Origin of the sequence: Rhizobium cerradonense, from assembly GCF_030182455.1 — a bacterium.
GTDB lineage: Bacteria > Pseudomonadota > Alphaproteobacteria > Rhizobiales > Rhizobiaceae > Rhizobium.
In genome coordinates this window covers 36,475-50,272 of record NZ_JAQJCK010000011.1, presented here as the reverse complement: position 1 = coordinate 50,272, position 13,798 = coordinate 36,475, and the positions used below count along the sequence as shown (strand labels likewise).

Below are 13,798 nucleotides of genomic sequence, written 5' to 3'. Positions count from 1 at the left end.
AATCCTGATAGAGAACTGAACGTCCTGGCGAGTCCCTCTCGGTGGAACATCATATTCCGTGACGCATGGACAGGGCAATTGACTGGCGAGGCCAGCCCTCGCCGTGGTTTCGACGGGGCATCGTGAACTCAACGGCAAAGGGTCGAGCCCATGACGCGGGGCTATTTTGTCAGTCATGCGCAAGCGATTTGCGCCCACAGGTTCATCGCTGCTGCCCCCAGTTCGCGACATGGCTCGCGGTGAGGTGCTGGGGCGATGTGGAACATGCTAGCAATCGGGTCATGGATGGAGACGAAGCGCCGCAAGAGTCCTTGTGACCTGCAAGGCTTCTTGATCCGCTGTCGCCGTCGGATTGGCTGGTGCGAATTCTCCGCTCGATTGTTCAAGCCCTTGTGATGCCGATGCGCGACAGCCGGCGTGATGTCTCGTTCGGTGTTGTAGGATTGAAGCTTGTCGTTGGCGAACGACCAAATTTCTCTGCCCGGCGGATCGTAGGGTGCGAGACAATGATCCCAAGAGCGGCCAGCATATCCTCGACCATCCGGAGACTGAAAAGGGAAACGGAACTAAAGCGACATCGCGTGGGCCGATAATTCAGCAGGAAAGCAGTGGCGACGATAAAGTGGCTCACGGTTTGTTATGCCCGATCATCGCGCAGCTAACCATGGTCAGTTAGCGTCACGAGGCTCCCCGTGGGCACCTTCAAACGCGCTTTCCTTCGCGTGTATCGGAGGCCACCAACGCAGGAGTTCGCTCTCCGTCTGAGGGCACGGGGAAAGTCTGCTTGTCAGATACGAAACATTGGCCATCGCCGCCTCCCTGGCTGCGTGATCTGCACAAAGGCCGCTTTTATCGATCTCGCGGCAATATTCGATCAGGGCTTCGATGGTCACCATGAGGAGGCCATGCCGCTCAGCGAATTCGCTGAGCTCGGGAAGACGCGCCATAGTGCCGTCGTCGTTGGCGATTTCGCAGATGACACCCGCTGGCTCGAGCCCGGCCAGCCGCGCGAAATCCACCGCGGCTTCCGTATGGCCGGGGCGGCCGAGGACACCGGACGGGTTTGCCCGCAGGGGGAATATGTGGCCCGGCCGGGACAGGTCCTCCGGCACGGTTGATGCGTCAGCGAGCGCCCTGATGGTCTTGGCGCGGTCTTCTGCGGAAATGCCGGTCGATACGCCTTGTATCAGGTCCACTGAGACAGTGAACGCTGTATGCATGGAATCCGAGTTACGCTCCACCATGAGCGGGATATCCAGTTCGTCCAGCCGGTCCCCGGTCATCGGAACGCAGATCAGGCCGCGCGCATAACGCATCATGAAGGCAACATGATCGTTCGTCACCTTGTCCGCGGCAACCAGGATGTCGCCTTCGTTTTCCCGGTCTTCGTCGTCCACGACGATGATCATCTCTCCGGCGGCGATTGCTTTAACTGCGCTCTCGATGGGAGCAAATTTCATGGTCTTCTCCTTGAACTAGACATGGCCCAGAGTGCGAGCGAGTTGGCGGTCGACCCGCTCCCGGAGTTCCGCAGTCGGTGCCGAATCTGGAAAGTCGCCGTCCATCGCATAGATGAAGTCACCGCGAACCTCGGCTTTGAAGAAGCCCATCAATGAGCGCAGGTGAGCCTCGACGTGCTGACCATGGGCTTCGGCTTTACCCGTTGCGAATATCAATACGGGTTTCCCCTGCAGGGCTGTCATTTCGAAGAGGTCGAAAAGATGCTTGAGAAGGCCGGTCATCGAGGACTTGAAGACCGGCGTGCCCACGATGAGGACATCTGAAGACTGGATTGCGTCAAGAACGTTCGCGAGTCCAACAGGAGCCTCCGAACGCCACAGGGTGGTTCCCAACACCGGGAGAACATCGACCAGGTCAAACAGATACCGTGTGTGACCGGGCGAGACGCTCGAGAGTGCGTATTCCCCGAGCGCCCGCGTCTTCGAGGGGCGCGAGACATTGCCAGTTATCGCGACAATCTTCAATTTGCCGGCCTTTCGATCAGATCTGGTTGCGGATATGCGGGGTACGAGCGTAGACGGCCACCATCGGCACGATCAGCAGACCCACGATCGCCTGTTGCGCGGCAAAACTCAGGCCCAGCCCGACCAGCAGGGACGTCATTACCGTCAATACGAGTACGCCGAGAACGGTTGCCCCGTATCCGCCTGCGCCTCCAAGCAACGAGGTGCCGCCGATCACAACGGCCGCAACGGTGGTGAAGAGATATGGATCTCCGACGCCAACGAATCCGCCGCCGGAAAACCCGAGCAGCAATACGCCCGTCAGTGCCGACATCGCTCCACTGATACCGTGAATGCTGGTCCAGACCTTGGTTTCGGAAATGCCAAGCCGTGCCGCTGCAGTCCTGCTGCCCCCCACCGCGTAGATGGAGCGGCCAAACCAGGTGTTGTACAGAGCCCAGATGGTCGCAAGCGTTATGAGCAGCCAAACCAGCACCACCGGCGGCAGGGAAAGCCCGAAGGTCTTCCCGTTGAACGCGGCGAAATTCCGGAGCCAGTTCGGTACGGGGGCGAAAACCGTGCCGCCGTAGTCGGAACCGATGGAGGTGTACAGCTGTACCGCACCGACAAATGCGAAGCCGACCCCCAGGGACATGATGAGAGCCTGGCCCTGCAGCCTGAAGCTCAAAAAGCCGTTCGCGACCCCGATTGCTGCTCCCAGGATAACGACCACTATTACGGCCAGCCAGGCAGGCATACCGGTGACCAACAGGCTTGGGAAGAGAATGTTCGCTCCCCCGATGACATAGGGAATGGAGAGATCAAGCGCGCCGACCATGGCACATAGCGTCTGTCCCAACGATGCAAGCCCCAGGAAAGCGGCAAGCAGCAATATCGAACGGGCGTTACGGGGCGAGATGAACCCCGGAACAAGGATCGTACCCAGCACGAGAAGTGCGGCAAGCAGACCAAAGCCAATCACGATGCTGCGCTGCAGTTTTACCGATCGTCCTGTTTGGCTCATCGTCTGTTCCGTTGCGAGTAAAGTCATTACAAGTCCTCCCTAGAAAGCCGGGCGCCGGGCCGTCATGAATACGTTGACGAGGAGCGATGCCACGAGGATCAGGCCGAAAGCCATTTGCGTCACGAACCCTGTCACGCTTCCGAAGCTGAAGGCGGAAAGCAGGTACGAGATGAGGAACATGTTCAGCGCACCAAGCGTCGACCCCAAAGCCCCCCCTCTCCCGCCAGCCAGGTTTGCGCCACCGAGCACCAGGGCGGTAACTGCCTGGAGCGTGTAGCTGCTTCCCTGGGTAGGATCGCCCGAAGAGATCAATGCCGTATAGCTGAGCGCGGCAAGGCCAACGAAGACGCCGCCGAGGAGATGGGCGCAGATGCGTACGGTGTCGACTTTCATTCCGCTCGTGTAGGCCATCCGTTCGTCGGCGCCTGTCATGCGGAGGTGGGAGTAAAAGGTGGTCCGGCGCATAGCGGCCCAAAGAGCGAACGCCGCCAGGACGATAATCAGCACCGGAGATAAGATCGTGGTTCCTGCTCCCCACGTCATCATCCAGTCCGGCGCGACGCCGCCGGGCCTTGACATGACCATGAGGTTCACGCCTGAAAGGACGAGGAAGCTGGAAAGCGTGACGATGATGGGGGCGACCCGGACGTAGATGATGATGAGCGCCTGCAGCAACTGGTACAGTGCGCCGACTGCCACCACCCAGCAAACCACCGCGAGTGGCGACGTGTAACCACTTGCCGAGAGCCAGCCGATCAGGGTGACGTTCACGAAACCCATCAATGGGCCAACGGAAAGATCAACCGAACCGCGTCCTGCCATCACGATCGGTGTCAGGGCGAGCGTTGTGAGGATCAAAGGCGCTGCGACGATGATTGCTCCGCCCATTCCGGTTGCGGTGAACAGCCGCGGCGACAGCAAGGCTGCAGCGACGAGCAACACTCCGAAAAGAACGAGCGGTACGGTCAGCGACCTGTCGAGCGCAGGAAATCCAAAACGTTGCGACATCAGTGTGCCTTTCTCTCTTTGGAGAATTCCATGGTGTCGGCAACCGAGCGGCCGAACATTGCAGCGAGAATGGTTTCTTCGTTGATGTCGGGGCCGTCGAGGGAGCGATGGATGCTCCCTTTGTGAAAGACATCGACGCGATCGGCGAAACCAAGAAACTCCTCGATCTCGCTCGAAAGGTAGATTACCGAGCCGCCACCTTCGGCAAACAGCCGAAGCTCGCGATACAGGTCGCGTTTGGTGTTGAGGTCCACGCCCCGAGCAGGGTCGTTAAGAACGATCACTCTGGGATCATTGGCGAAGGCGCGACCGATCAGGACCTTCTGCTGGTTACCACCGGAAAGGGACGTAATCCGGTTGTCCGGGTGGCCGATCTTGACGCGGAGCCGCTCGACCTCCCGGGCAAACGTCTGCTTCAGCTTTTTCCGCCTGATGACACCGAACGGCCCCAGGTTCTTCTGATAGATACCGATGGCGAGGTTCTCGAAAATGCTCTGCTGCGGGAAAATTCCTTCCCGCTTCCGGTCTCCGGATACGTACACAATGCCCTTGTTCGCGGCGTCGTCGAGCGTGCTGACTTTGACGAGACCGGTGCTTTCCCTGTTCAGGATCCGGACCTCCCCTCCGAAGGGCGAGATGATCCTTGCGACCAGTCGCACGAAGGCGTCCTGGCCCTGGCCGTCCAGTCCCGCGACGCCGACGATAGAACCCTGCGGAAGGACGAAGTCGAACGGTTGCGATGCCTCCTGGGGGCGCGCGCCATGGACGGAAAGAGCTTCCTTGCGATCACCCGGCAGGCCCGGTGCAGACGTTGAAGCAGCGGCGGAAATCTGGCGGTCTTGAGGGGTCATCATGCGCAGGAGATTGGCCTCGGTGATCTCGGATTTCTCAAGGACACCGACAGTGAAACCGTCTCTCAGTATTGTCGCCCGATCGGCGATCCGGACGAGCTCGGCGATGCGGTGCGTAACGATGATTACCGCGCACCCCTCGGACCGGAGTCGATCGATCTCTTCGTGGAGGCGGACGGTCGCGTCGAGATCGAGTGCCGCCGAGGACTCGTCCAGGATCAAGACCTTGGGTTTCCTCAGAACGGCCCGGGCGATAACGATCCATTGCTTGATGCTGAGCGGAAGATCACCGACGTTCTGCCGGAGATCGACAGGCTTTCCCACCAGGCGGTCGAGGAGGCTTTGCGCAGCGCTTTCACGTTCCCTGGAGGCTTTCCGAAGCGAGAACAGGTCCTCGCTTCCTACGAAAAGGTTGTCGAGGACACTCGCTTCATCGGCGACAAGGACTTCCTGGAAGATCGTAGCGAGACCAACCCCTTTGGCATCGACTGGCGAGGTGATGGACTTGCCAAGGATCAGGACAGATCCTGCATCGGCAGCGATAACGCCGGACATGATCTTCGCCATGGTGCTCTTGCCGCTGCCATTCTCGCCAACGATCGCGTGCACCTCCCCTGCCTTGGCGGCAAAATCGCATTTCTTCAATGCCTTCGTTTCGCCAAACGATTTGGCAACGGCCGTCATGCTTACGGCGACGTCTTTCGTCATGCCCATCCTCCCCTTTAGGCAGCAGCAGATCGCGCCAGGACATCCGATGCCCGGGCCTCTTGCCGAATTGTGACTGCCGTCTTTGAACGCTCCGAGAACTCGCTCGGTGAACTATAGAATGACAGATTGTCTGCTAATCTGTCAATAGTGCCGCCATGCCCATATCGGGATGTCGGGTTGACTTCGATGAAACCGGTTGGTCGCTCGACGCCCTCAAAGTTCCAAAAGCATGTTGTCACGCACCTGACGTCGGTCGGAGGTTCTCAAGCGGAGTTCCGCCCGATCTGAAGCGATCTGGCAGCCATCGCGATCAGGACAGGACCAAAGCACTATTGAGGGTGTCCGGTAATCCGAAGAAGGCAACCGTTTCGATTGGGGGCATACGGAACATCCCAACCTCCGCGCGTCGAACGCGGCAAGTGCCATTCGATCATCCAGCCTTCCCCGCTGGGGAAGCGGGCAGATCGAACTCATGGTCGATCGGCCCTTGGCGCGGGCAACCGTGGAGATCACGGGAACTCTTCGAAGTTTTCCTTCGCGGGGTCGTGAGCAAGCCACGGCCTGGCGTGGGACAGCCAGACGTTGGACATAGGAACCGAACCAGGATCGGTGTCAAAAGTGCCTGCCCGCAGCACCTTCATCTCCGGGTTGGCAGGCCGTTCGGCATAAACGTGCGAACCACACCGTGAGCAGAACCACCTCAGTTTTCCAGGGGTCGACTCAAAGCTGTGAAGGACGTCCTCGCCGGAAATCAGCTTGAAGTTATCACTCTTCACCTTGGCTGCAGTGTTATGATCGGCCGCATGGGACTTTCTGCACGTCTGGCAGAAGCAGTTCCACATCGGGCCGTCCAGTTCCGACACTTCATACTGTACCGCTTTACATTGGCAAGATCCGAGGATCGGCATCTTCAAAATCCTTTCATCGCTTTATCCAGTTGTGGCTGTCGCGCGCTTGCAGAAAGCCACCGCTTCAAGTTCCGTGCGGCCTGCCGGATCCTGTCTTCATTCTCCACGAAAGCCAGCCGTACGTATTCGTCACCCATCTCACCGAAACCGATACCCGGCGAAATCGCGACCTGTGCCTTCTCGAGCACGAGTTTCGAAAACTCCAGCGAGCCAAGGTGTCGGAAATGCGGGGGTATCTTCGCCCATGCGAACATCGTGGCCGCAGGAACTGGAACGTCGAAGCCGGCATCGGCAAAGGTCTTCACCAGTGTATCTCTGCGCGTCCTGTAGATGTCTCTTGCCCGCGCGGCGTCCTCCCCGTCCGAGTTTAGGGCATGAGCGGCGGCGACCTGTATCGGCGTGAATGCTCCGTAGTCCAGGTACGATTTCACGCGCGTCAACGCTCGGATGAGCCGTTCGTTACCCACCGCAAACCCAACGCGCCAACCGGGCATCGAGAATGTCTTCGACATCGAGGAGAATTCGACGGCCACGTCGATCGCGCCGGGGACTTCGAGAACAGACGGCGGCGGGGGACCGTCGAAGTAGATTTCAGCGTAGGCGATATCCGACAGAACGATGAGATCGTGCTTCTTCGCGAAGGCGATGACGTCCTTATAGAAATCGAGCGTCGCGACGCGAGCGGTGGGGTTTGACGGGTAGCTTATGATGAGCGCCAGAGGCTTCGGTACCGAATGCCGCACCGCCATTTCGAGAGCTTGGAAGAAGGTCTCATCCGGCTCGACCGGTACCGACCTTATCACGCCCCCTGCCATGAGAAATCCGAACGTATGAATCGGATAGGAAGGGTTCGGACAGAGAATGACATCCCCGGGGGCGGTTATGGCCTGTGCCATGTTCGCAAACCCCTCCTTGGACCCGAGCGTCGCAACAACCTGGGTATCCGGATCAAGCTTCACATTAAACCGGCGGGCGTAATACGCAGCCTTGGCGCGGCGAAGCCCGATAATGCCCTTGGAAGCCGAATAGCGGTGCGTGCGCGGATGCTGCACCGCTTCGCATAGCTTGTCCACAACCCAGCTTGGCGTGGGAAGATCGGGATTGCCCATTCCAAGATCGATGATGTCGACTCCGGCCGCGCGCGCGCTGGACTTGAGACGGTTCACCTGGTCGAAGACGTAAGGGGGCAAACGCTGTATCTTGTGGAATTCCAACTTCTGGTTCCTTATCGTGGGTCCTCCGCGCCGACGGATGAAGCCGGCGCGGAGGTCGCGGGACAACTTGGGAGGTCGTCGATTACTTCTTCGGCCGCCAGGCCAGCGGATCTTCCGGGCGCTCGAAGTACTGTGCTGCTACGTCCGCGGGCCACCATGCATCGCCCTTGGGCTCGATCCACGCCGTGGAGTTCGGATCGCAATCTTCCGGAATTGCTTCCTTCACATCGTCGATCGTGTAGGGAAGAGCCGGTCGCAGGATCGACTGGATCTTCGGCCCCTGGCCTTGGAGCGTCCTCATCATCACGTCCCACACCAGGCGGGCGTCAGCCCGCGGCGGCCAGAAATGGAAGCTCTGGCTGATGAAGTCGGGATTGTTGCGCCAGTAGCACGCCGCCGACGCCTCGCCGCCGAGGACGATTGGCATCATGTCGCGCCCGGACTGCTGGACCGCGTTGACGACACCGTTTTCCGAGGCCGACTGGACGAGGATACCAGCGATTTCGGTAGGGTTGGTCGCGAGGAATTTCTGGACTTCGACCTGGGCGACCTGATCGGTCCACTTGCCGGCGACATCGCCCACGACGGTGATGTCCTTGTACTCGTCGAACGCCTTCTTGGCACCGACATTGAAGCTGTCGGATGATGCGAAGCCCGGGATGCCCGAAACCGTCAGCACGTTGCCCTTGCCGCCGATTTCCTCCGCCAGCCATTTTGCGGCCGTATAACCGCCCTGGGTGTTGTTTTCGGTCGCATTGATCGCGTAGGGCGATGTCACGTAACCCGAGAACGAGAACACCGGAACGCCCTTGGAGTGCGCGTATTCGATGGTCTGGTTGATGGCCGTTACGTTCGAGCAGCAGATGATGATAGCATCGACGCCGTCGTCGACCATCTGGCGCATCTGCTGGATTTGCGTCGCGTCCTTCAGGTCGGACTGCGTGACGACAAGCTCAGATACCAGTCCAGCCTCCTTGTATTTCGGAAGCAGAACCTCGTTCAATTCAGTGAGGATCTGGGCACGCCACGTGTTGCCTGCATAAGTGGATGCGTAGCCGATTTTCCATGGCGGCGGCCGCTTCGCCACAAAATCCTTGAGCGGCGTACCACCGAGGGGAATTGCCGGGTCCACGAGCTCGTAAAGCTTTTTCTGGTCCGGTGGTAGCGAGTCTAAGCCGTCCGCGAATGCGGCGGTGGTCATCAGGCCTAGCCCGGTGATCACGCTCAATGCGGTGTAAACCTTCTTTAGCATGTGTAGGGTCTCCTCCCCTCTGTGCATCCGCTACAGCAGTTGACGCCGTTGGCGTCGAGCCACGGAATTGGTGAAAAGTGTTTCGATTTCGGATTGGTGGCGGGCGGCTTGCGCCGCCCGCGGAACGGTCAGTTCCTGAGGCCAGCCTGTTTCAACAGAGGCATGACGCGGTCGTTGAAGAACGGCAGCTCTTCGTTGTAGTCGACCATTGTGAGAAGCGCGCCGTCGACGCCCGTGTTGCTCAATCCGACGAGCTTGTCGGCGACCTGTTCCGGCGTTCCGACGATCGGGTAGCCGCCCCAGCCAGCGATAAAGCGCTCCTTGAACTTCTGGTACATCTCTGCCGAGTGGTTCTGCGACTGAACCTGAAGAACCTCGCAGATGTTTTCGCAGGCTTCCCAATCGCCCTTCTGGTTCACGTAGTAGTCGTAGTAATCCCGGGCTTCCTTTTCGGTCTCGCGAACGACGACCGGGCACGCGGTGAAGGTTCCGAGTTCGCGCTTGTATTCCTCGCGAGCCAGCTCCTTCACCTTCTTCACCCACGCTGCGCCCGATTCCATGTCCTGCATGAAGCCGAAGTTGAAGTCGCAGAACTTGGCTGTGAAGTGCAGGCCCTTGCCCGACGAACCGGCGCAGATGAGGACCGGGCGACCCGTCTCTTTGTTATAGGGCTTCGGCTCGCTGAACGCGTCTTTCACCTTGAGGAACTGGCCGTCAAAGGTGACGCCGTTCTTCGTCCACAGAGATTCGACGATTTCCATCCATTCCGTGGCATATTCGTAGCGGGTGTCGTGTTCCATCATCGGAACGCCGAACATCTCCATTTCCGGGGTAAACCAACCCGTCACCAGGTTCAGGCCGTATCGGCCCTTCGAAATATTGTCGATCGTCGTCGCCATCTTCGTCGCGACGATCGGGTTCAGGGTGGGGATATGCGTCGTCGAAAAAAACTGCAGCTTCGTGGTCACGGCAGCCAGGGCCGCGGCCCACGTGAACGTGTCCATGTTCACGCCGTTGAAGTTCGTCGGCCCGCCGAAACCGCGCCATCGGGCGATCGGCACCATGCATTCCCAGCCGGCCGCTTCAAGCTTTTTGGCAATTTCGACATTGTGTTCGAAGGTCGGTTCGAACGTTGATTCCGCGGTGGTGATGGCGCAAGCGCTGGAACAATTCGTTCCGAATACGCCAAGCTTCAGCTTGTTGCCGTTAAACATCGGGTTTCCGGCGGCGCGGAAATCATCGCTGGTCGTCATATTGAAGTCTCCTCCACAGAGTTAGTCTGTTCCCGGCCCGAAAGCCGGGCACCGATTAGATACCCATGTCCTCGAAGACTTCCTGCGCGACGCGGAAGCTGTCGATCGCCGCGGGCACGCCGCAATAGATCGCGACCTGAAGGAAAACTTCGCGAAGCTCGTCCTTGCTGAGGCCGTTATTGATCGCGCCGCGAACGTGCAGCTTCAACTCGTGGGGGCGGTTAAGGGCGGAAATCATGCCAAGATTGAGAAGGCTGCGCGAACGGCGGTCCAGGCCGGGCCTGTTCCAGATCTCGTTCCAGCAATACTCGGTGACAAGCTCCTGCATCGGCCAGTTGAACTCGGTCGCCTTGTTTACCGAAGCGTCCACATATGCACCGCCGAGAACCTCCCGACGGGTCTGCAGACCCTTTTCGAACCGTTCACTGACGGGACGCCCATTCACTTGCGATTTCATATCGGTGGCAATAGTCACGGATCAAACTCCTCATTATCGGCCGAAAGGCATTTGGTGGATGTCATAGGCCGAATGCTCGGCCAAACGTTTCAGGCGGCAGCATCGATCAGCGCTGCCGATCTAACCAATTTCCCGTCCTCGTAGAGGAGCGGGGCAATACTCTCGATAAACCGGGCCTCGATGACTTCCCCGAGAACGACGTCATGGGTGCCAACGGAGACTGCGGAGTTGAGGCTGCAAACGAATGCGGCCTGGGCGTCGCCGAGGACGGGAACTCCGCCAGCCCCGATCCACTCACCGTGAGCGAACCTCTCCTCTCCCTTCAGTTTTCCACTGAACAGCGGAACCAAAGGCGCATGACTAAGATGCAGCATGTTCACTGCGAATTTCCCCGCCAGCTTGAGCGGGCCGCTGATCGAAGCCGATTGGTTGATGCAAACCAGGAGGGTCGGAGGGTCAGCCGTCACTGACTGGACGGCGGTTGCAGCCATGCCGTAACGGGCACCTTCCCATTCCGTCGTGATCAGGCAAATTGTTGATGTGAACCGGCGTAAAGCAGTCTTGAACGCCGCTTGCGCTGCTATTTCAGCACCAGCCATCGTTACCTCCCCCAAGTCATTCGTGACCTAAGATAAGCAGATTGGCAGACAATCTGTCAACACGTTTTGTTGGTCATTGACAGATTGTCTGCGAAAATGTTTTCTTGGGCAATGAAAGAGGAGACGATTATGGATCTAGAATCGAAAGTCTGTGTGGTGACCGGGGCTGGCAGCGGGATCGGGCGCGCAACAGCTGAACTGTTTGCGCGCCAGGGCGCTAAGGTTGGCGTCGTCGACGTCAACATCGATGCAGCACGAGACGTCGCCCGAGAAATTGGGACGGATGCGATCGCATTAAAAGCCGATGTGTCTTCCTCCGCCGAAGTCGAGGCGTTGGTCAGGTCAGTTAAGGAAAAATGGGGGCGTATTGACGTTCTCGTCAACAACGCGGGGTTCGGAATGACGGGAAACGTCACCACCATCGCCGAATCCGACTGGGACCGGATCATGGCGGTGAACGTGAAGGGGATCTTCCTCTGCTCGAAATACGTGGTTCCGATTATGGCGGAACAGGGCAACGGATCGATTATTAACACGACCTCATACACCGCCGTGTCAGCCATCGCCAACCGCACGGCCTACGTGGCGTCGAAAGGCGCGATCTCGGCACTCACGAGAGCCATGGCACTGGACCACGCAAAAGACGGGATCCGCGTCAACGCTGTCGCCCCCGGGACGATCGACTCGCCCTATTTCACCAAGATTTTTGCGGAAGCGGCGGACCCACAAGCCTTGCGGGAAGACTTCAACGCCCGTGCAGCCTTGCACCGGATGGGCAACCCGGAAGAGATCGCCGAGGCGATGCTCTTTCTCGCTTCGGACCGCTCGCGGTTTGCGACCGGAAGCATTCTCACAGTCGACGGAGGATCGTCGATCGGTAACCACTTGGTGCGCTGAAGCACATAGGTGCTGGCGGGTGCCTCCTTCTTGACCACGGGAGGCATTTTTGCTGTGGTACTACGTGTCGGAAACACAGAGACCCGCAGTGGGAAAAGATAGAGATCACGCGCAAAGCTGCGTGATCAAGACCCTGCGATGAGACGTCGCTACGGCGCTTTATAGGCGCATCGCCGCGCCTGATCCTTCCCCCAGATATCGCGGGAATTTTCTCAATCCACACCGGAACTTCTCGGGAGCGCGTGAGGGATGCCGCCTGCGATGCCGGCCGTGTCATCGCCGGGACGCCAATTGCAAAGCCTCGGTATGCGCCCGCCCGCTTTCGCATGCGATCGCCCGGCGGCTGCACCGGGCGACGAGAGTCAATCCAACCGCTCAGCGAGCGGCGTGCCGTACGAAATCGAGCCCTTTGACAAGATAGCTCCGGAAGAAGTTCGGGTGTTCGCACATTGGAAAGTGACCTAGTCCGCCCATAACGAGGTGGAGGCATCCCGGAATAAGTTCGGCGAGCTTGGCACCGTCGGCCGGCGTGGCTGAGTAGTCATAGTCGCCCGAGAGCAGCGCCACCGGGGTGCGTGATGGGTCAATACGGGGAGCTGTCACTGCTCCGTCGAACTCGTCGCTGTAGAAGGAAAGATCGCCTGGGTAAACTCCGGGCGCTCCCTGCGAATAGATCCAGCTTGACCTCCTGCGCTCCCCTGCGGGGCTCAGTGGGCTCATGATCCCTCTGACATATGCCGAGTTATGAAGTGAGCCGTGTACGTTTACGTTGTGCTGGTATGGGTTCCTCCTTCCCTTGGAGCGGAAAGGTGGCTCGATCGCCACGATCCCGAGGATATGCTCCGGCCGTTCCGCCGCGAGAACCAGCGACATTGCCGCGCCCATGGACCCACCCGCGACAATCGCCTTTTCGCGAACCACCTGTTCGAGAATGGCCGTGCACCATTTCAGGTAGATCGATGCCGTGAGCTTGTAGGGTGCTCCGTCCCACGTCAGCGGCGGCATGGACCGACCGTGGAATGGTAGGTCAACCGCGATCAGCCTGTAGCTTTTCGCAAGCTCGGTGTCCGCGAGCTGAGGCATGAATTGGCGGCTATCTGCTCCGGCGGTGTGAAGAAACAGGACCGGCACCCCCTCACCTGCTTCTTCGTAATATATTTCATGGGGGACGTCATCGATATTGACGACGGCATACCGCCCCCGAATTTGACGCAGGTCGCGTTGCGCACGCTCCGCTGTCATCTCGGGGGACGTGACGACGAGCTCGAACACCCGTTCGAGAGCCGGGCGTGCTTTCGCGAGGTCGAGCGGTGAGCCCGCGATCTCGAAGAGAGGGTTTGCAAGCTGCAACGCCGTGAAGGAGTGAAAGGTCGCCGGCGGCGGCGTCATCAGAACCTGATCCCAGGCGTCCGTGGTGGCCCTCACTGTCACCTGGGGGTCACTGCTTTCCCCCGAGATCTCCGCGCCGCCTTCAGCGAAATCGAGGGCGATCACCTGATCGCCGACGTAGAAGGCGATCTTTATCGTCAGGTCCGGAGTGAGCCGGGGCAATTCCTGATCCCCAAGGGCCTCCGACATGCGGGACCGCAATTCATTAAAAATGGCCAAAGCAACCTCCCTGTTCGAGCGAGCGCCAGGCCGCACGCGTCGGCAGCGCCATGAC

At 59.2% G+C, this 13,798-nt stretch carries 12 protein-coding genes and 2 pseudogenes; 1 reads left to right on the top strand and 13 read right to left on the bottom strand.

Features of this window, described 5'->3' with window-relative positions:
* Positions 1 to 173: 173 nt before the first annotated feature.
* The 12 genes and pseudogenes from PH547_RS22525 to PH547_RS22470 all read right to left on the bottom strand — a co-directional run bounded on the left by PH547_RS22525 (position 174) and on the right by PH547_RS22470 (position 11,238).
* Positions 174 to 641 (bottom strand): annotated as a pseudogene (locus PH547_RS22525) (hypothetical protein).
* 219 nt (positions 642 to 860) lie between these two features.
* Positions 861 to 1,460, bottom strand: a pseudogene (gene ribB, locus PH547_RS22520) (3,4-dihydroxy-2-butanone-4-phosphate synthase); the annotation flags it as partial.
* A 15-nt stretch (positions 1,461 to 1,475) separates the two neighbouring features.
* Positions 1,476 to 1,985 carry an NADPH-dependent FMN reductase gene (locus PH547_RS22515; protein ID WP_004130112.1) on the bottom strand — a complete coding sequence of 170 codons (510 nt, stop codon included), beginning with the start codon at positions 1,983 to 1,985 and terminating at the stop codon, positions 1,476 to 1,478.
* 16 nt (positions 1,986 to 2,001) lie between these two features.
* On the bottom strand, positions 2,002 to 3,015 hold the full coding sequence (locus tag PH547_RS22510; RefSeq protein WP_004130109.1) for an ABC transporter permease: 1,014 nt from the start codon (positions 3,013 to 3,015) through the stop codon (positions 2,002 to 2,004).
* A gap of 12 nt (positions 3,016 to 3,027) precedes the next feature.
* Entirely contained in the window at positions 3,028 to 3,996 is a 969-nt protein-coding gene (locus PH547_RS22505) for an ABC transporter permease (protein ID WP_004130106.1), read from the bottom strand.
* A complete protein-coding gene (locus tag PH547_RS22500) occupies positions 3,996 to 5,555 on the bottom strand; it encodes a sugar ABC transporter ATP-binding protein (RefSeq protein ID WP_004130104.1) in 1,560 nt (519 codons plus the stop codon). The genes PH547_RS22505 and PH547_RS22500 overlap by 1 nt, the downstream gene beginning before the upstream one ends.
* Before the next feature lie 509 nt (positions 5,556 to 6,064).
* The gene (locus PH547_RS22495) at positions 6,065 to 6,463 is read right to left on the bottom strand and encodes a GFA family protein (RefSeq protein WP_037156033.1); all 399 of its coding nucleotides are present in this window, start codon (positions 6,461 to 6,463) and stop codon (positions 6,065 to 6,067) included.
* A 2-nt stretch (positions 6,464 to 6,465) separates the two neighbouring features.
* On the bottom strand, positions 6,466 to 7,716 hold the full coding sequence (locus PH547_RS22490; RefSeq protein WP_240535564.1) for an LL-diaminopimelate aminotransferase: 1,251 nt from the start codon (positions 7,714 to 7,716) through the stop codon (positions 6,466 to 6,468).
* 43 nt (positions 7,717 to 7,759) lie between these two features.
* Positions 7,760 to 8,929, bottom strand: coding sequence for an ABC transporter substrate-binding protein (locus PH547_RS22485; RefSeq protein WP_004130098.1), 1,170 nt, complete (start codon positions 8,927 to 8,929; stop codon positions 7,760 to 7,762).
* Between the two features lie 128 nt (positions 8,930 to 9,057).
* Complete coding sequence (locus PH547_RS22480) at positions 9,058 to 10,182, bottom strand: LLM class flavin-dependent oxidoreductase (RefSeq protein ID WP_004130096.1); 1,125 nt, start codon at positions 10,180 to 10,182, stop codon at positions 9,058 to 9,060.
* Between the two features lie 55 nt (positions 10,183 to 10,237).
* Positions 10,238 to 10,639, bottom strand: a complete 402-nt coding sequence (locus PH547_RS22475) for a carboxymuconolactone decarboxylase family protein (protein WP_018328914.1) — start codon at positions 10,637 to 10,639, stop codon at positions 10,238 to 10,240.
* An 89-nt stretch (positions 10,640 to 10,728) separates the two neighbouring features.
* Entirely contained in the window at positions 10,729 to 11,238 is a 510-nt protein-coding gene (locus tag PH547_RS22470; RefSeq protein ID WP_004130091.1) for a flavin reductase family protein, read from the bottom strand.
* A 129-nt stretch (positions 11,239 to 11,367) separates the two neighbouring features.
* Here PH547_RS22470 and PH547_RS22465 point away from each other — a divergent pair, with 129 nt between their 5' ends.
* Positions 11,368 to 12,135, top strand: a complete 768-nt coding sequence (locus PH547_RS22465; protein WP_004130089.1) for an SDR family oxidoreductase — start codon at positions 11,368 to 11,370, stop codon at positions 12,133 to 12,135.
* A 375-nt stretch (positions 12,136 to 12,510) separates the two neighbouring features.
* Here PH547_RS22465 and PH547_RS22460 read toward each other — a convergent pair whose 3' ends face one another.
* The gene (locus tag PH547_RS22460) at positions 12,511 to 13,743 is read right to left on the bottom strand and encodes an alpha/beta fold hydrolase (RefSeq protein ID WP_200863316.1); all 1,233 of its coding nucleotides are present in this window, start codon (positions 13,741 to 13,743) and stop codon (positions 12,511 to 12,513) included.
* Positions 13,744 to 13,798 lie beyond the last annotated feature (55 nt).

Bases quoted from the DNA above. Each gene is read 5' to 3' on its own strand.
- PH547_RS22470 (WP_004130091.1), bottom strand. From the start codon at position 11,238: ATGGCTGGTGCTGAAATAGCAGCGCAAGCGGCGTTCAAGACTGCTTTA.
- PH547_RS22480 (WP_004130096.1), bottom strand. From the start codon at position 10,182: ATGACGACCAGCGATGATTTCCGCGCCGCCGGAAACCCGATGTTTAAC.
- PH547_RS22495 (WP_037156033.1), bottom strand. From the start codon at position 6,463: ATGCCGATCCTCGGATCTTGCCAATGTAAAGCGGTACAGTATGAAGTG.
- PH547_RS22485 (WP_004130098.1), bottom strand. From the start codon at position 8,929: ATGCTAAAGAAGGTTTACACCGCATTGAGCGTGATCACCGGGCTAGGC.
- PH547_RS22500 (WP_004130104.1), bottom strand. From the start codon at position 5,555: ATGACGAAAGACGTCGCCGTAAGCATGACGGCCGTTGCCAAATCGTTT.
- PH547_RS22505 (WP_004130106.1), bottom strand. From the start codon at position 3,996: ATGTCGCAACGTTTTGGATTTCCTGCGCTCGACAGGTCGCTGACCGTA.
- PH547_RS22465 (WP_004130089.1), top strand. From the start codon at position 11,368: ATGGATCTAGAATCGAAAGTCTGTGTGGTGACCGGGGCTGGCAGCGGG.
- PH547_RS22510 (WP_004130109.1), bottom strand. From the start codon at position 3,015: ATGACTTTACTCGCAACGGAACAGACGATGAGCCAAACAGGACGATCG.
- PH547_RS22475 (WP_018328914.1), bottom strand. From the start codon at position 10,639: ATGAAATCGCAAGTGAATGGGCGTCCCGTCAGTGAACGGTTCGAAAAG.